This is a genomic window from Urbifossiella limnaea (assembly GCF_007747215.1).
Taxonomy (GTDB): Bacteria; Planctomycetota; Planctomycetia; order Gemmatales; family Gemmataceae; genus Urbifossiella; species Urbifossiella limnaea.
Genome location: NZ_CP036273.1, coordinates 3498650 through 3515231, shown reverse-complemented (window position 1 = coordinate 3515231; position 16582 = coordinate 3498650). Strand labels below are relative to the sequence as shown.

The 16582-nt window shown below is 70.9% G+C and carries 15 protein-coding genes and 1 pseudogene; 5 read left to right on the top strand and 11 right to left on the bottom strand.

The genetic code is table 11. The annotated features are described in order from the left end of the window. Positions 1-96 precede the first annotated feature (96 nt). Together ETAA1_RS33450 and ETAA1_RS32880 are read left to right on the top strand one after the other, a co-directional pair. A pseudogene (locus ETAA1_RS33450) lies at positions 97-219 on the top strand (helix-turn-helix domain-containing protein); the annotation flags it as partial. After that, positions 198-1028, top strand: a complete 831-nt coding sequence (locus tag ETAA1_RS32880) for an IS630 family transposase (RefSeq protein WP_261342026.1) — start codon at positions 198-200, stop codon at positions 1026-1028. The pseudogene ETAA1_RS33450 and the gene ETAA1_RS32880, both read left to right, overlap by 22 nt. 35 nt (positions 1029-1063) lie before the next feature. Here ETAA1_RS32880 and ETAA1_RS31900 read toward each other — a convergent pair whose 3' ends face one another. The 11 genes from ETAA1_RS31900 to ETAA1_RS14290 form a co-directional block, all read right to left on the bottom strand. Continuing rightward, entirely contained in the window at positions 1064-1222 is a 159-nt protein-coding gene (locus ETAA1_RS31900) for a hypothetical protein (protein WP_202920440.1), read from the bottom strand. Continuing rightward, positions 1219-2382, bottom strand: coding sequence for an IS701 family transposase (locus ETAA1_RS14330; protein WP_145235098.1), 1164 nt, complete (start codon positions 2380-2382; stop codon positions 1219-1221). Before ETAA1_RS14330 ends, ETAA1_RS31900 begins: the two co-directional genes overlap by 4 nt. 79 nt (positions 2383-2461) lie before the next feature. Beyond that, a complete protein-coding gene (locus ETAA1_RS31895; RefSeq protein ID WP_202920440.1) occupies positions 2462-2620 on the bottom strand; it encodes a hypothetical protein in 159 nt (52 codons plus the stop codon). After that, positions 2617-3780, bottom strand: a complete 1164-nt coding sequence (locus ETAA1_RS14325; protein ID WP_145239428.1) for an IS701 family transposase — start codon at positions 3778-3780, stop codon at positions 2617-2619. Before ETAA1_RS14325 ends, ETAA1_RS31895 begins: the two co-directional genes overlap by 4 nt. Positions 3781-3837: 57 nt before the next feature. Further along, entirely contained in the window at positions 3838-4176 is a 339-nt protein-coding gene (locus ETAA1_RS14320; protein WP_202920886.1) for an SEL1-like repeat protein, read from the bottom strand. Between the two features lie 23 nt (positions 4177-4199). Continuing rightward, entirely contained in the window at positions 4200-5729 is a 1530-nt protein-coding gene (locus ETAA1_RS14315) for a sulfatase family protein (protein ID WP_145239422.1), read from the bottom strand. 9 nt (positions 5730-5738) lie between these two features. Beyond that, on the bottom strand, positions 5739-6788 hold the full coding sequence (locus tag ETAA1_RS14310) for a sialate O-acetylesterase (RefSeq protein ID WP_145239419.1): 1050 nt from the start codon (positions 6786-6788) through the stop codon (positions 5739-5741). Positions 6789-6799: 11 nt separating this feature from the next. After that, positions 6800-7705, bottom strand: a complete 906-nt coding sequence (locus ETAA1_RS14305) for an ATP-grasp domain-containing protein (RefSeq protein ID WP_145239415.1) — start codon at positions 7703-7705, stop codon at positions 6800-6802. A 7-nt stretch (positions 7706-7712) separates the two neighbouring features. Next, complete coding sequence (locus ETAA1_RS14300; RefSeq protein ID WP_202920885.1) at positions 7713-9347, bottom strand: hypothetical protein; 1635 nt, start codon at positions 9345-9347, stop codon at positions 7713-7715. A 45-nt stretch (positions 9348-9392) separates the two neighbouring features. Then, complete coding sequence (locus ETAA1_RS14295; protein ID WP_202920884.1) at positions 9393-10775, bottom strand: sulfatase; 1383 nt, start codon at positions 10773-10775, stop codon at positions 9393-9395. 68 nt (positions 10776-10843) lie between these two features. Next, on the bottom strand, positions 10844-12913 hold the full coding sequence (locus ETAA1_RS14290) for a sialate O-acetylesterase (RefSeq protein ID WP_202920883.1): 2070 nt from the start codon (positions 12911-12913) through the stop codon (positions 10844-10846). 116 nt (positions 12914-13029) lie between these two features. On the opposite strand from ETAA1_RS14290, the gene ETAA1_RS14285 reads away from it, so the two are divergent. The 3 genes from ETAA1_RS14285 to ETAA1_RS14275 are packed head-to-tail and all read left to right on the top strand — an operon-like array spanning position 13030 to position 16534. Then, positions 13030-14202: a substrate-binding domain-containing protein gene (locus ETAA1_RS14285; RefSeq protein WP_145239406.1), complete on the top strand. Its 1173-nt coding sequence runs from the start codon at positions 13030-13032 to the stop codon at positions 14200-14202. Positions 14203-14255: 53 nt separating this feature from the next. Then, positions 14256-15233: an FAD:protein FMN transferase gene (locus tag ETAA1_RS14280; protein ID WP_145239403.1), complete on the top strand. Its 978-nt coding sequence runs from the start codon at positions 14256-14258 to the stop codon at positions 15231-15233. 14 nt (positions 15234-15247) lie between these two features. Then, positions 15248-16534, top strand: coding sequence for a DoxX family protein (locus tag ETAA1_RS14275; protein ID WP_145239401.1), 1287 nt, complete (start codon positions 15248-15250; stop codon positions 16532-16534). Positions 16535-16582: the final 48 nt, after the last annotated feature.

Here is a 16582-nt window from a genome sequence, read left to right as displayed (position 1 = left end):
TGGGTGGCGGCGTAGCACTAGAGCAGTTCCAGTTTCAGTCTGGCGCTGAGCTCTTGGGTCGCGTACCCTCGGCGGCGACCCAGGAGGGCGTCGCCGATGAAGACCCTGCCCGTCGAGTACCGACTCCGCGTCGTCCAACTCACCGAGGAGGGCGCCTCCACGGCCGAGGTGGTCGAGGCGCTCGGGGTCAGCCCGTCCTGGGTCCGGTCGATCAAGGCCCTGCACCGGGCGGGGGAGCCCCTCGCCCCGAAGTCCAAGGCCAACCACCGGCGGTCACTCGCCGACCGGGAGGGCGACCGGATCCGCGCCCGGGTCCGGGAGAAGCCGGGCACCACCCTGGCCGACCTCCGCCGCGACCTCGGGCTGACGACCTCGATCGCCAACCTCTGGAACGCCCTCCGGGCGCTCGGCCTGTCGCTCAAAAAAAGTCGGTCCGGGCGGCCGAGCGGGACCGGCCCGATGTCGTCACCGCCCGGGCCGAGTGGGCGGTCGCCGCCGCCGGCCTCGACCCCCGCCGGCTCGTCTTCCTCGACGAGACGTTCGGGACGACCAAGATGACCCGCCTCTACGGGTGGGGGCCGACGGCCGAGCGGGTGCCCGGGGTGGTCCCGTTCGGGCACTGGAAGACGACCACCTTCCTGGCGGCGTTCCGGCTCGACGGGCTGTTCGCCCCGCTGGTCATCGACGGGGCGCTCAACGGCGACCTGTTCCGCGCGTACGTCCGGCAGGAGTTGGCCCCGCGGTTGCGGCCCGGGGACGTGGTGGTGATGGACAACCTGGCGACGCACAAGGTGGCCGGGGTGGCCGAGGCGATCCGCGGGCGGGACGCCGGACTGGTGTACCTGCCGGCGTACAGCCCGGACCGGAACCCGATCGAGCAGGTGTTCTCGAAGGTCAAGAACGAACTCCGGCGGCGGGAACTGCGGACGGTACCCGAGGTGGAGGATGCGTTCGGGCAGAGCCTCGACTGGATCACCCCGACCGACGCCCGGAACTACTTCGCTCACGCCGGATACCCGCCAGACTGAAACTGGAACTGCTCTAGTCCTACAGCCGTAGTTGGTCAGTCGGGCGGCTTGGCCCCCCGCTTCCGGTAGTGGTAGCAGCGGGCGCGGTGCTGGTGCGCCCGCCGCCACGCTGACCAGGCCAACACCTTCTCGGCGTCCGGCACCACCGCCCACACGAGTCGGAGCAGCAGCCTCCGCACCTCCGGGACGCTCACCCGGACCAGCCCCGCGCCCCCTTTTTCGGCCGACCCGACGGCCCGGCCGCCACCCGGATCGCCGCCACCACCGCCAGGGCGAGCAGGCTCAGGGTGACGTGTCGGTGCCACCCGACCCACGACCGCACCTCGTACTCGTCGAGGCCGCAGTCGCCCTTCGCCAGTTCCAGGCACTCCTCCACCCGCCACCGGCTCCCCGCCACGCGGACGAGCTCGGCCGGGGCCGTCGCCGCCGGCCCGCGGGCGAAGTAGTAGGCCCGCTCGTCCGGCCGGTCCCGGTGCCGCCGGACCACCAGCCACAACTGCCACCCCCGCTCGTCCACCGGGCCGAACGCCCGGACCGCCCAGTCGTACTCCCGCGGCCCCTTCGACCCGTCCCCCGCACTGGCCCGCTCCCACGCGGCAACCGGGAACCCCTCGGCGACGGCCTTCACGGTCGAGCGCTGCTCCCCGTCGAACAGCGGCTGGTTGGCCGGGACCGCCAGCAGGTACGCCTGCCGGTGCCCCTCCAGGAACCGGCGGAACGCCCCGTCGTGCCCGTACACCGTGTCCCCCGTCACCCACCCGGCCGTCACCCCCCGCGCCCACGCCCGCGCCAGCATCCGCTCGGCCAGCCGCGGCTTGGTGGCGAACCCGACGGCCGCCGGCACCCCGGCCGCGTCACACCGCGGCCGGTCGTCCGTCCACTCCTTCGGCAGGTACAACGCCCGGTCGATCAGGGCGTGCCCCTTCGGCCCCGCGTACGCCAGGAAGACCCCGACCTGGGCGTTCTCGATCCGCCCGGCGGTGCCGGTGTACTGGCGGGCCACCCCGCACGACTTGGTCCCCTTCTTCAGGAACCCGGTCTCGTCCACGACCAGAACCGCGGCCGGGTCGCCGAGGTGCTCGTGGACGTACCCCATGAGGTCGTCGCGGACGGCGTCGGCGTCCCAGTCGGCCCGGGCGAGCAGGTGCTGGACCCCGTCCGGGGTCGGGTCGCCGAGCGCCTCGGCGAGTTGCCACCCGTTCTTCCGGTCGGCGTCGCCCAGCAGCCCGCGGATGTACCCGACGGCCCGGGCGCGGGGCTCGGACCGGGCGAAGTGCCGGCCGATCCGGTCGCCGACCGCCGTCACCTCGTCCGCCCAGGCCCGCACCTGGGCCGCCGTCGGTCGTCCTGACATCGCCCACCCTCGCCACAAGTCCTGGCGAGGGCTGTTGTAGCAACTACGGCTGTAGGACTAGTCCTACAGCCGTAGTTGGTCAGTCGGGCGGCTTGGCCCCCCGCTTCCGGTAGTGGTAGCAGCGGGCGCGGTGCTGGTGCGCCCGCCGCCACGCTGACCAGGCCAACACCTTCTCGGCGTCCGGCACCACCGCCCACACGAGTCGGAGCAGCAGCCTCCGCACCTCCGGGACGCTCACCCGGACCAGCCCCGCGCCCCCTTTTTCGGCCGACCCGACGGCCCGGCCGCCACCCGGATCGCCGCCACCACCGCCAGGGCGAGCAGGCTCAGGGTGACGTGTCGGTGCCACCCGACCCACGACCGCACCTCGTACTCGTCGAGGCCGCAGTCGCCCTTCGCCAGTTCCAGGCACTCCTCCACCCGCCACCGGCTCCCCGCCACGCGGACGAGCTCGGCCGGGGCCGTCGCCGCCGGCCCGCGGGCGAAGTAGTAGGCCCGCTCGTCCGGCCGGTCCCGGTGCCGCCGGACCACCAGCCACAACTGCCACCCCCGCTCGTCCACCGGGCCGAACGCCCGGACCGCCCAGTCGTACTCCCGCGGCCCCTTCGACCCGTCCCCCGCACTGGCCTGCTCCCACGCGGCAACCGGGAACCCCTCGGCGACGGCCTTCACGGTCGAGCGCTGCTCCCCGTCGAACAGCGGCTGGTTGGCCGGGACCGCCAGCAGGTACGCCTGCCGGTGCCCCTCCAGGAACCGGCGGAACGCCCCGTCGTGCCCGTACACCGTGTCCCCCGTCACCCACCCGGCCGTCACCCCCCGCGCCCACGCCCGCGCCAGCATCCGCTCGGCCAGCCGCGGCTTGGTGGCGAACCCGACGGCCGCCGGCACCCCGGCCGCGTCACACCGCGGCCGGTCGTCCGTCCACTCCTTCGGCAGGTACAACGCCCGGTCGATCAGGGCGTGCCCCTTCGGCCCCGCGTACGCCAGGAAGACCCCGACCTGGGCGTTCTCGATCCGCCCGGCGGTGCCGGTGTACTGGCGGGCCACCCCGCACGACTTGGTCCCCTTCTTCAGGAACCCGGTCTCGTCCACGACCAGAACCGCGGCCGGGTCGCCGAGGTGCTCGTGGACGTACCCCATGAGGTCGTCGCGGACGGCGTCGGCGTCCCAGTCGGCCCGGGCGAGCAGGTGCTGGACCCCGTCCGGGGTCGGGTCGCCGAGCGCCTCGGCGAGTTGCCACCCGTTCTTCCGGTCGGCGTCGCCCAGCAGCCCGCGGATGTACCCGACGGCCCGGGCGCGGGGCTCGGACCGGGCGAAGTGCCGGCCGATCCGGTCGCCGACCGCCGTCACCTCGTCCGCCCAGGCCCGCACCTGGGCCGCCGTCGGTCGTCCTGACATCGCCCACCCTCGCCACAAGTCCTGGCGAGGGCTGTTGTAGCAACTACGGCTGTAGGACTAGCCGAGGTTCCAAGCGGCGGCCGCCGACTTACCGGCCGCAGCGCGGAAGTACCCGGCCGCCACCTCCGGGTTGTGGCGGACGCCGAGCCCCTGAAAAAACATCCAACCGACGAAGTCCTGCGCGGCTGGGTCGCCGCGGTCGGCCGCCAGTCGGGCCCAGAGCAGGGCCGCTGCGTAGTCGCGGCTAACACCCTTTCCGTCGCGGTAAGCGTAGGCCAGCGACAACTGCGCGCGGATGTCGCCCGTCGTGGCACGGTCGAGCAGCTCGGCCGGTGGCTCGGCGTCGGCCCGCACCGCCAGCGCGCCGACGCGCAGGAGAAGGCTCAGGTGCTTCATCGGCGTCGCTCCGCGTGCTCGAATCATCTCCCACGCCGGTCCCAGACGATGTCCACGTCGTTCCGCTGGCGCGGGCCGGGGGTACTCCGGCCTTCTGACACGTAGCGAGCCATGAGCACCGCGAGTTCGTTCACCTTCGCCGGCTCGGCCGCGTACCGGTTGTGCTTCTGCGACGGGTCGGTGGCGAGGTTGAACAACTCGCCCGGCTCGGCGTGCGGGGTGTACCCGCGCTCGGCCTGGAACCACGGCGGCTCGCCGCGCTTGCCGTTGTCGTCGCCGGTCGGCGCGAGGATGAGCACCCAGTCGCCGCGGCGGATGGCGAACTTCCCCTGCCCGCTGTGGTGGACAGTCGCCTCGCGCAGGGGGGCGCGGCGCGGCTCGCCGAGTAGCGCGGGGAGGATGTTCACGCTGTCCACGCCGGCGTCGGCGGGCAGCGGCACGCCGAGCAGGGCGGCCACGGTCGCCAACAGATCGACGTGGCAGACGGTCTCGTCACACGTGCCGCCGGCGCGGATTCGGCCCGGCCAACGGGCGACGAACGGGACGCGGTGGCCGCCTTCACAGGCGTCGCGCTTCGCGCCGCGGAGCGCCCCCATACTCGCGTGGCCGAACTGACGCAGGCGGTCATACGCCCCCGGGCTCACCTCACCCGTGATTTCCGGGCCGTTGTCACTCGTCAGGATCACCAGCGTGTTCGCGGCCGCACCGCTGCGCTGAAGTGCGTCCGTCACGGCGCCGACGAAATTGTCGGTCTGCGTTACGAAGTCGCCGTAGGCGCCAGCCGCGCTCCGGCCGCGAACGGCGTCGGTCGGCACGACCGGGAAGTGCGGTGACGTGAGCGGCAGGTACAGAAAGAACGGCTTGCCGCCCTTCGCGGCCGACTCGATGGTTTCGACCGCGCGCTTCTCCAACCCCGGCAGCACCTCCACGAGCTTCCAGCCGGGCACCATCGGGCCGGCGATGTTGAACGAGTCGCGGCCGACGGGCGCCGGTTCGCGCGGGATACCGACGGTGCGGTCGTTGTCGATGAAGCAGTACGGCGGGTAGTTCGGCACGTCGGTGCCGAAGTAGAGGTCGAAGCCGCGGGCGGTCGGGCCGTCGGGAATGGGGCGGGTGAAGTCGCGGGCGCCGCCGACCGGCGCGGGCCAGCCCCAGCCGAGGTGCCACTTACCGACGCAAGCGGTGGCGTAGCCGTGGCGGCGCAACAACTCGGCGACGGTGAGCCGTCCCGCGTCGATGAGCGGTGGCGAGAACGGGCCGATGACGTTCCGCTGGAGTCGCGTCCGCCAAGCATACCGGCCGGTGAGCAGGGCGTAGCGTGTGGGCGTACACACGGCCGACGGCGAGTGCGCGTCGGTGAAGCGAACGCCCTCTTTCGCCAGCCGGTCGATGTGAGGCGTCGGAATCTTCGACGCCGGGTTGTAGCACCCGGGGTCGCCGTAGCCGAGGTCGTCAGCGAGGATGTAAACGATGTTCGGCTTCGGCGGGTCGGCGGCCCGCAGAGTGGAGGGCGCGGCGAGCGCCAGCAGCGCCGCCGCGAGTCGCGTCGTCATCGGGGTGCCCTACTTCTTCAGGAGGTCCGTCATCGCGCCGCCGAGGCGGAGGCCGACTTCGAGGAACGTCTCGGCGTTGCGGTTGTAGTGGAAGCCCTGGTTCTTGGGCGACACGTCCACCTCCCGCCACAGGTCGCGGACGTCCACGGCCTTCACGTTGCCGGCGAACGCGGGGTACTTCTTGGCGTCGCCGATGGCCAGCTGCGCCTCGGCGATCTTGAGGCCGTTCCCCTCCCGGCCGGGGTTGCCGCAGCCGGTGGCGAGGACGAACTTGGCCGCGGGCGCGGCGTAGTCCTTCCGCAGGCTCCCGATCAGCCGCTCCAGGTTCTCCTCGTACTTGCTCGTGTGGGCGGCGCTGAAGTGGTCGCGGTGGCCCTGCCACCACACGAACCCGGCGATCTCGTAGCCCTCGTCCTTGTAGCCGGGGTACCACTTGCCGAGCGACGCCAGCGCGGCCTTGGCGTTGGCCATGTCGTCGTCGTACTGCTTGCCGGCGTACCAGTTCACTTCCTTCTTCGGCTGCCCCTCGACCCACCACTCGGCCTTGTCCCCGGACCCGGCGTAAGTCTTCCCGTCGTACGTGTACCGCTTGCTACCCGGCGGGAGCAAGTCCCACCCCAGGGCGCGGTTGCCGATGCACGACTTCAGCACCAGCACCGGCTCGTCGAGCGCCGCCCCGACGACGTACCCGAAGCCGACCTCGGGGCCGAACGCCTTGCCGCCGTTCGCGGCCGGGCTCAGCCACGCGCCTTTCTTGACGCGCGCGTCGTAATAGTACACGTCCTTCCGCTCGGTCCACTTGCCACCGGCGTCGAGCAGGAACGGGTACTTCTTCTGCCCCTTCGTGAAGTATTCCAGCGTCCCCTTCGTGGCTTCCGGGCCGATGTCGCCCATGCCGACCATGTTCGACTGGCCCATCAGGATGAACACCTTTAGCGGCTTCCCGGCGGCGGCCGGCTTGCCGTCGGGCCGCAGCGGGTGCGGCGGCGCGTCCTGGGCGACGGCGGTCGCGGCGGCGAGCAGCAGCACGCCGGCGAGGAGCGGACGGGTTCGTGACATGTCGGACTCGCTCACGGGGTGAGGAAGGCGGCGACACCGGCGGCGAAGTGCTCGGCGGCGGGCGGGTGGTGGCGGAGCCACAACTCCGGTTCAATCAGTTCCAGTTCCATCACGGCCAGTTGGCCGGCGTTGTTGCGGACCAGGTCCACCCGGCCGTAGACCGGGAGCGGGTGGCACGCGGACACCGCACGCTCGGCCAACTCCACCTGCTCGGCCGTCGGCGTGTAGTCGTGGACGGTGCCGCCGTGGTCGTCCTGCACGCGGAAGTCGCCGGCCTTCGGCACCTTCCGCACGGCGTGCGAAAAGCGACCGCCGAACACCATCAGCGTGTCCTCGCCGGTCCTCACCACGTCGGCCTGGAACGGCTGCACCAGCATCGCTTCGGCCGCGAGCAAGCCGTCGAGCAGCGGTTGTAGGTCGGCGGCGGTGCGGCGGTTCACGCGGTACGTGTGTCGCGCCGCACCGGACACGCACGGCTTCACAACGGCCTCGTCCCACCCGGCTTCGGTCAGCACGTCGGCAAGGGGTTGCGCCGAGCCGCGTTCGAGGAATCGCGCCGGCACGACCGGCACGCCGCGGGCGTCCAGGTCGGCGAGGTAGTGCTTGTCGAGGTTCCAGCGCACCGTCGGGCTGTGGTTGCACAACCGCGTCTGCCGCTCGACGCGGTCGAGCCACGCGGAGAACTCGGGAAAGCGGTCGAAGTAGTCCCACGTGGTGCGGAACAGGGCGCACCGGAACCGCGACCACTCGACACCCGGGTCGGCCCAGTCGACCCGCTCCGACGTGAGCCCACGCCGGGCGAGCGCCGCCTGGAGCAGCCCGTCGTCGGCGAGGATGTTGCTCATGTACCAGTCGCCTTCGGCCGCGGCGGTCGCGGTGTAGCGGCGGTCGGTGAGGAGGGCCACGTCGCACGTCATCGGTTCGCTACTCGGGAAGTCCCTGACGGGTGACGATCGGCACGTAGCCGACCTCCAGCCCCTTCGGCGGCGTCACGAGGACGGCCGGGTCCAGGTCGGCAAGTTTACCGGTGGTCGGCGGCGGCAGGTACTCGCGCTCCTTCGTCCAGGTGCGGTGCAAGAGCTCGACCCGCTTCTGAACCGTCTCGCGCTCGGCGGCGGTCAGGTCGGCGTTGAGCAGCGCGGGTTGGTCGGCGAAGCGGTACCAGTAATACGTCGCCACGCTGCCGTCGCCGAGCTTCGCCTGGAACGGGCCGGCCACCGGCCCCGGCCGCTTCCAGCTGCTCGCCGACTCATCGGGCGTGATGTACGGCTTGGCGGCTGCGTCGCGTTTCCGCGGGAACTCTACCTTCGCCAGCCCCGTTTCCGCGGGCACGTCCTTCGCGCTCACCACCGTCCAGCGCTCCTTGTCCTTGGCGTCTTTCGTCAGCCGGTAGTATTCGGGGAGGGTCACAAGCGCGGCGTCCGTCGTCACCGCGTCCTTCGCCCATTTGTAGCCGAAGGTGTCGGCGTTAATTGCGGTCGGCGTGGCGAACGAGTTCCACGCCACCGGCGCCTTCTTGTCCTTAGGCGTTTCCGAGGTGTAAATCTGCCACGTCGCCCCGCCGCCGCCCTTGAAGGTGTGAACGCCGGCCGCCTTCGGGTCGATCGCGCCCGTCGCCGCCGGCCCGCCGTCGAACCACGCTTTCACGCCGTCCCACAGCGCGGCCCGGTTGTACGCGGTGACGCGGTGGATCAGTACCGAGTCGCCGTCCGGCTTCACCGGAAATTGCGTCGGGGCGACTCGGGCGTAGGTTTCGCCCTTCGCGTCCTTCGCCACGAACGCGGGGATGTGCTGCGTCTCCATCTGGATCGCCTTGTTCGGCTCGGACGGCCGGGCGTCGAGGAACGTGCCGGCGAAGTCGGTCTTCTCGACGGTCGGCTTCGACCAGAAGTAGGGCACGAAGAACGCGACCGGCCCCTTGAAGTTGCCGCTGTTGAGGAACAGCGTCCAGCTCTGGTCGCCGGTCGGCACGTCCTTGCCGGCGGTGGTCTTCTTCGCCGCGGTGAGCGGCAGCGGCAGGTAGCCGTAGCCGAACAACTCGCCGTTCGTGCCCTGCTTCAGGTTCAGCCCGTCCGGCGGCCAGATCACCCACGGGGTGAGTTGCGCGATGGCGTAGTGGCCGGCGGGCTTGGCCCAGTCGCGGCCTTTGCCGGCGCCGGGGCCGTTCGCCCACTCGCTGAAGTTCAGCGCGACGCCGCCCATGATGAACTTCGGCGTCTCGGTGGCAAAGCGGGTGTCGCGCCACCAACCGAGGCCGCCTTCGATGTCCGAGTAGTGGCCCTTGCGCGGGATGCCGTCGTTACGGGCGAACATCCAGGTGCCGAACAGGCCGCTCTGGAAGCGGTTCCCCGGGTAGTTCTTCAGCAGCGGCCAGGCGGCGACGTACATCGAGAAGCCGGCGTCGTAGCTCTGGGCGACCTTCTCGTGCGGGACGAGGAGGTAGCCGGCCATCTCCGCCGCCCGCGGCGGCGCCGGGTCGGCCGCCGCCGCGACCGTGGGCAGAAGGCACAGGGCGCACAAGCCGAGTGGGAAACAGAGTCGCGCGGTAACAGTTGGCATGTGAGGTCGCACTTGAGGGTAATCGGTCGGTCCCGGGTCGCGCGCCTAGCGGCGGTCGGCGAGCACCTTCTTGAGGTCGGCGAGCACGGCGGCGTTGGCCGGCATGCGCGCCAGGTCGTGCCATTCGCCCGGGTCGTTTTGGTGGTCGTACAGTTCGGCACCGCCGTCGCTCCACTCGGTGTAGCGCCAGCGGTCGGTGCGCAGGCTGAAGCCGGTCACGTTGGGGCCGCGGGTGACGTGCGTCAGCGCGGAGTCGCGAACGGTTCTGGTCGGGTCGGCGAGGAGCGGTCGGAGGCTCTTCCCCTTCACCGCGTCCGGTACCGGGAGGCCGCACAGTTCGGCGACCGTCGGGTAAATGTCGAGGAACTCCACGAGGCCGCGGCACACGGCCGGCCTCACCCCCGGCGCGACGATCAGGAACGGCGCGCGGCACGATCGCTCGAACAGCGTGTTCTTGTTCCACCAGCCGCGCTCGCCGAGATGGTACCCGTGGTCCCCGACGAAAACGACCACCGTCGTGTCCCAGAGTTTGAGGCGGTCCAGCGCGGCCATCAACCGACCGACCTGCGCGTCGGTCTGGGTGACGCCGGCGTAGTAGTGGGTGAGGAACGCCATCCGGTCGCGGTCGTCGAACCTCTTGAACGCCTCCGCGGCCGCACCGCCGCCGAGCGCGTGCTTCGAGAGCGGGCTGGCGTCGGCGGGGTCGCGGTGCACCTCGAGCGCGCCGGCGGGGTACTGGGCGACGTACTTCTTCCCCACCACGAACGGGTCGTGCGGGCGGAGGAACCCCGCACCGATGAACCACCGCTTGCCGGTGTGCCGCTCCATCGCGGCGATCGTGTGTTTCGCGGTCTGGCCGTCGGACTGGTCGTCGTCGGTGCCCTCAAGCGCGGCCACCTCGCACCACTTGAGGATGCCGCCGGTGAGGTTCCGGCGCGGCCCGGTGTTGCCCTCCTTGGTGGGGCGGAACAGCCGCGCCTCGTCCCACGACTTACCCGCGTCGAGGAACCGGTTCACGGCCTCCCCCTCGGCAAGAGCCGCGTGGAAGATCTTCCCGAAGGATATGGCCACCGCCCCGTGACTGCGGAACAACTGCGGGAGCGTCACGACGTCCGGAAGCTTGTCGCGGAAGAAGGTGTCGTTGCCGGTGACGCCGTTAGTCTCCGGCCGCGTGCCCGTGAGCAGGGAGGTGCGACTCGGGTTGCACACCGGGTACTGCACGTACGCGCGGTCGAAGCAAACCCCGCGCTCGGCGAGGCGGTCGAGGTTGGGCGTCTTCGCCCGCGTGTCGCCGTAGCAGCCCATCGCGGGCCGTAGGTCGTCCGCCGTTATCAGCAGCACGTTGTACCGGGGCACGTCGGCCGCGCGGGCGACACGCGCGCCTGTGCCTGCGGCGACGAGCGCGAGTAGGAGCAGGTGGAACCGCATGGGGAGCCTCGTTGCGCGGTCTGCGGGGTAGCCGGCCCGCACGTCGGGCATTGCAGGCTGTCGCGCGGTCACTTGGCGGCCGGCGGCGCGCACAGCCGCGTCATCGCCCGGCCCATCGCGTCGCCGATCAGGTAGTACGTCTCGGCGTTGGTGTTCCAGTGGTACGCCTGCCCGGTCGGCGACACGGCCGCGTCGCGCCAGAACGCCTTGGTGCCCACGAACGCCACGTTTCCCCGGAACTCCGGGTGCTCGGCCGCGGCCGCCTGGGCCTTCATCAGCGACAGCGCCCGCGGGTGCTTCTCCTCCGGGCCGCTCATCCCCGTCTCGGCGATCACGAACGGGAGGTGCTTCACCCCCAAATCCTTGCGGATGTCGCGGACGAAGTTCGCCATGTTCTTCTCGTACTCGTCGTTGAAGGCCTGGTTGACGCGGTCGTTCCACCCCTGGTGCCAGCCGAACCCGGCCAGCTCGTACCCGCGACCCGCCAACTCGGGGAACTCCTTCCCGAGGTTCCCGAGCACCTCCTTGCTCCGCTTCACGATCTCGGTGTAGTACGGCCCGACCTGCCCGCCCGAACTCGGTGGGCGGAAGTCCTGTCCGAGGCTCTTGCCGCCCCAGCACAGTTTCACGAGCAGCACCGGCTCGGCGTAGGCGTCGCCGACGACGTGGCCGAACCCGAGTTCCGGCCCGATGCGGTCCTCTTTCACGCCGAAGCCGGCGGTCAACTTTCCCCTGCGGTCGAGGTAGTGGACCCACACGTCGTCGCGGACGGTCCACTTGCCGTCCGGGCCCACGAGGTGCTTGTAGCGGTCGGCCGAGGCCGCGTCCTTTACCAGGAATTCGAGGCTCCCCCTGCCGCCGTTCCGCTTCGGGTCGGCCGGCACGAACCCGTGCCCCTCCATGTTCGACTGCCCGGCGAGGAGGAACACCTTCACGGGCTTCGGTGGCACCAGGGCTTCGGCGAACGCCTTGCCGATCGGCGCCATGACCCGCGCCGCGCCGAGGTAGTGGTAGCCGCCGTTCGACACGCCGCCCTTGTACCTGGCCCACTCTGCCGGCGTGAAGTTTTCCGAGGCCGCCTTCTTCCGGGCCTCCTCCTTCTGCGGCCCGGTCAACGCCGGCCCCTTCTTGAACTCCTGTTCCAGCTTGCTGTTCACCCGCTCCCAACGCTGGGCCAGCGCCTCCAGGTCGTCGGCCCAGAACGGCGAAGTGGGCACGGCGAACACGTTTCCCTTGAACTCGTCGAGGGTCGTCGGCTTCACCTGGGCCTCACGGAAGTGCTTCTGTGAACCTTTCGCCCCCTCCTTCTCGCCGCCGATGCCCATGACGCCGATCACTACCGGCAGCTTCGGGGCGGCCAGGTCTTTCCGCACGTCGCGGATCAGGTGGCCGAGCAGGTCGGCGTACTGGTCGTACCCGCCGGGCTTGTTCTGGTCGGGGTATGCCCAGCCGTCGACCAGGTCGTTGAATCCCTGGAACCACACGAACCCGGCCAGCTCGTAGCCCTGCTTCGCGTCGTAGTCGGGCACCACCCGCTTGATGTCCTTCAGCACCATCCGGGTGTGGTCGATCATGTGCTTGTAGAACACGCCGCCGATCTGCCGAATCTTGGCCGACTCCTTTTCGGGGTCGAGGCCGCGCTTCTTCCACTGGTCGAGGGTGAAGGCGTTGATCTGTTCGGGGCCGGCGCCCGGCGAGCGGAACTCGGTGTGCAGGTTGCGGCCGCCCCACGCGGTTTTGATGAGGAGGATCGGCCCGTCGTGCAGCTTCTCCATCGTGAGGCCGAACGTGAACTCGGGGCCGAACTTGTCGGTGCCGGGGCCGTAGCCGGCGGTGAGCTTGCCGTGCTTCTCGCGCACGTCGGAGTAGGCGTCGCCGAGGCAGCCGACGGACGAAATCCACACCCGCTCGCACACCTTCGGCTTGCCGTCCGGGCCGCGCATGTCCCTCAGCAATGCGGCGGTCTTCGGGTCGTCCGCCATCGAGTCGAGTGTTGTGACGCGGGCGTGGCCCTGCATGTTCGACTGCCCAGCCAGGAGGTACACCTTGAGCGGCTTGTCGGCCGCCGGCGCGGGTGGGGACCACGTGGCCGCCAGGAGGCAGAGAGCGAGGCGTACGTGGGAATGCCGCAGGTTCACGTCTACTCCTCGGTCGGGGGGTGAGGCACTGGCCACGCCGGAGCTACCGTCGGACATTATGACCACCGCCGCTCACGTTCCGGGGAAAAAAGCACACGAATCCGGGAAGCCTGCTCATGACCCGCTCGGCGCGCCGCGTCGCCCTCATGCTCGACCTCCAGTGGCCCTACAAGCGGCACGCCGAGGTCTTCGCCGGCATCCAAAGGTACGCCGAGGAGCGCAGCTGGGTGTCGATCATCGACGAGTTCGCGCACGACACGCTCCGCCGCGGCCGGGGCACTCCGGCCCCGTACGACGGCATCGTCGCCCGGGCCAACCACCCGCTCGCCCGCCGGGCCGCCGCGCGGGGTGTGCCGGTGGTGAACGTGTGGCCCAGTTCGCCAGCGCGGCACCTGCTCCCGGGGGTATTCCCCGACTCGATGGAGACTGGCCGGCTCGTCGCCGAACACCTCCTCGCGCGCGGCTTCCGCTCGTTCGCGACGCTCACCTCGCGGCAGAACGCGGACAACGAGTTCGAAGTCGCCGAGTTCGTCACGCTCGTGCGGGCCGCCGGGTTCGAGTGCGCGTCGGCGTTCGTCCCGCAGGACTCGCACCGCGACCTGAGACACTGGCGGCGAACGGTACAGAGCATCGACCGGGCGATGGCCGGGTGGGTGCCGCCGGTCGGGGTGTACGTCGGGCAGGAGGTGTGCGGGCGCCTGGTGGTGCAGGCCGGGCACCGCCGCGGGTGGCGGATCCCGCAGGACGTGGCGATCGTCGCCGGGAAGAACGAGGAGACGCTGTGCGAGCAGCCGCGGCCGTCGCTCACGAGTGTGGAAGTCGGCTACGACCGTATCGGCTACGCCGCTGCGGGCTTGCTCGACCACCTGATGACCGGCGGTGCCCCGCCGGCCGAGCCGGTCCGCGTCGCCCCGGTAGGGCTGGTGGTGCGCGAGTCCACGGACTTTTTTGCCGTCGGCCACCCGGTGGTCGCGGCGGCGCTGGCATACATCTCTTCGAACAGCCACCGCCCCATCGGGCCGGCCGACGTGGCGCGGGCGGTGGGCGCGGAACCGCGGACACTGCAGAACTACTTCCGGGCGACGATCCAGCGGCCGATCGCCACCGAAATCCGCCGAGTCCGCATCGAGCGGGCGAAGCGGGAACTGGCCCGGAGCGGCCGCACGCTCGACGCCATCGCCCGCGCCGTTGGCTTCGGAAACATCCAGCGGCTGTACGAGGTGTTCCGCCGCGAACTCGGCATGAGCCCGGGCGAGTACCGCGCGCAGCGGCGCGTGCGCGCGGAGTGATAGGCCTGGCTCTGTACACTTGCGGTGACCGCCCTCCCCTCGCGGCCGGGTCGATGCTCGATCTGCTGTTCCCCGACGACCCCGCCCCGCCGAGCGGCTTCGCGCTCCTCCGCGCGTCCCGCCGGGCGATGGCCACCACGTTCGAGGTCGCCCTCCCGTTCGGCACCCGCTACGCCGTCCCCGCCGCCGAGGCGGCGCTCGACGTGATCGACGAGTTGGAGGATCAGCTCACCGTCTACCGCGACCACAGCGAGATCAGCCGCCTGAACACGAGCGGCATCGCGGACGTGGAACCGCGACTGTTCGAGTTACTGTCCCGCTGCGCGGGGTGGACGCGCGAGTCGGACGGCGCCTTCGACATCGCTGCCGGCGCGCTGATCAAGGCGTGGGGCTTCTACCGCCGCGAGGGGCGCGTCCCCACGGCGCGCGAACAGGCCGACGCCATGAGCCGCACCGGCATGCGGCACGTCGTGCTGAGCGAGAACGCCGTGCGGTTCCGCGCCGTGGGGCTGGAGCTCAACATGGGCGCCGTAGGCAAAGGCTACGCCCTCGACCGCGCGGCTGAGGTGCTGCGGCGCGACTGGGGCATCCACTCCGCCCTGCTCCACGGCGGCGGCAGCAGCGTATTGGCGCTCGGCACCCCACCGGACGACCCGCGCGGCTGGCCGGTTCGCCTTCGCCACCCGAGCGTAGACCGGTCGCTGGGTGTGGTCTACCTGAACGACCGCGGGCTGGGAACGTCGGCGGCCACGTTCCAGTTTTTCGAGTACAATGGGCGGAAATACGGGCACGTGCTCGACCCCCGCACGGGTCGCCCGGCTGAGGGCACCGCCGCGGCCAGCGCCACCGCCCCGACCGCAGCCGAGGCCGACGCGATGTCCACCGCGGCGTTCGTCGCCGGCCCCGCCCTCGCCGACCGCCTCAGCCGCACCCGCCCGCAGCTCGGGCTCGTCGTCCTGGAAGACGACGCGGACACGCCCCAGGTGTTCAACCTCGCCCCGGACGAGTACGCCCCGCCCGACCCCGCGTAGCCGAGCCGAACCCGATGCCGACCGAATACCTCCCCGCCCTGATGTACGCCGGCCTCGCCGGCACCGCCCTGGCGCTGATCGTCGCCACCGCCCAAAACCAGTGGTCGCCGCGCGTCCTGTTCCTCCTGGCGCTCAGGCTGTCGATCGGCTGGCACTTCCTGTTCGAGGGGCTGCACAAGCTCCACTCCGTGAACCACGGGCCGAGCGAGACGGTTCGCGTGTTCAGTAGTGAGCCGTACTTCAAGGTCGCCCCCGGGCCGCTCGGCGAGAAGATGCGTCAGACGTTCAGCGACCCCGGCGCCGTCTTCGCCGACCGGGTTCGGCCGACGAAGGAAATCACTCCGGCGGCGTTCGACGCCCTGCCGGTGGAGCAGCAGGCGGAGGCGTGCCCGGCGTCGGTGGCGAAGAAGCTCGGCGACGTGCCGCTGGAGAAGGTCGTGGCGGCGATCAAGGCCGAGGCCGCGGCCGACAAAAAGGCCGCGGACGCCGCCGAGAAGAAGGGGCTGGCCGACGCCGAGGCCGAGATCAAGCAGTACAAGATGGCGGAGAAGCAAGCCAAAGGCGAAAAGGACGCGGTGACGAAGAAGGCGGCGAAGGCGCGTGAGGCCGCCGACAAGCTGGCCGCGTCTGCTGACGCCGAGGCGCCGAAGCGTGTCGTCGGGGCGAAGGCCGCCTACGCGGCGTGGGTTCACGGCGCCGACCGGCGGGACGTGACGGTCAAGTTCATCACTGGCGCCGCCCCGCAAAGCGCACCCGAGCGGCTGGCACACATCGACCGCCTTCGCAACATGTTGCGAGAAGAGGAAGCCAAGCTCGGCGCCGACCTGGGTCAAGGGAACGGCATCGAGTCGAAACGGATCGCCGAGATCCGGTCGGACATCATCGCGGCGGAGGCGGCGCTGGCGAAGGACGCCGACGACTACGTCGCCGACCTGCGCAAGGCGCTCGGCGACGACTCGAAGGACGAACCGGTCAAGAGCCTCGGCAAGACGATGGACGGCGTGACGATGTGGTTCCTGGTCGGCGTCGGGGCGTGTCTCATGGGCGGGCTACTCACGCGGCTGTCGTGCGTCCTGGCGGCCGGGTTTCTGGTGATGACGTACCTGGCGCACCCGCCGTTCCCGTGGTACCCGCTCCCGCCGAACACCGAGGGGAACCCGCTCTTCATCAACAAGAATGTCATCGAGGCGGTCGCGCTGCTGACGATCGCCAGCTTCCCCACGGGCCGCTGGCTCGGGCTCGACGCGCTGATCGGCCGCGTGTGCTGCCGCGCCCGGCCGGACGAGCGGCCGGTCGCCTGACGAACCCCACCCCGACGGCTGACGCCGCCGGTTCAGTGAAACACTCAC

Coding starts and splice junctions, on each gene's coding strand:
- ETAA1_RS14330 (WP_145235098.1), bottom strand. CDS start 2,382: ATGTCAGGACGACCGACGGCGGCCCAGGTGCGGGCCTGGGCGGACGAG.
- ETAA1_RS14325 (WP_145239428.1), bottom strand. CDS start 3,780: ATGTCAGGACGACCGACGGCGGCCCAGGTGCGGGCCTGGGCGGACGAG.
- ETAA1_RS14320 (WP_202920886.1), bottom strand. CDS start 4,176: ATGAAGCACCTGAGCCTTCTCCTGCGCGTCGGCGCGCTGGCGGTGCGG.
- ETAA1_RS14315 (WP_145239422.1), bottom strand. CDS start 5,729: ATGACGACGCGACTCGCGGCGGCGCTGCTGGCGCTCGCCGCGCCCTCC.
- ETAA1_RS14310 (WP_145239419.1), bottom strand. CDS start 6,788: ATGTCACGAACCCGTCCGCTCCTCGCCGGCGTGCTGCTGCTCGCCGCC.
- ETAA1_RS14305 (WP_145239415.1), bottom strand. CDS start 7,705: ATGACGTGCGACGTGGCCCTCCTCACCGACCGCCGCTACACCGCGACC.
- ETAA1_RS14300 (WP_202920885.1), bottom strand. CDS start 9,347: ATGCCAACTGTTACCGCGCGACTCTGTTTCCCACTCGGCTTGTGCGCC.
- ETAA1_RS14295 (WP_202920884.1), bottom strand. CDS start 10,775: ATGCGGTTCCACCTGCTCCTACTCGCGCTCGTCGCCGCAGGCACAGGC.
- ETAA1_RS14285 (WP_145239406.1), top strand. CDS start 13,030: ATGACCCGCTCGGCGCGCCGCGTCGCCCTCATGCTCGACCTCCAGTGG.
- ETAA1_RS14280 (WP_145239403.1), top strand. CDS start 14,256: ATGCTCGATCTGCTGTTCCCCGACGACCCCGCCCCGCCGAGCGGCTTC.
- ETAA1_RS14275 (WP_145239401.1), top strand. CDS start 15,248: ATGCCGACCGAATACCTCCCCGCCCTGATGTACGCCGGCCTCGCCGGC.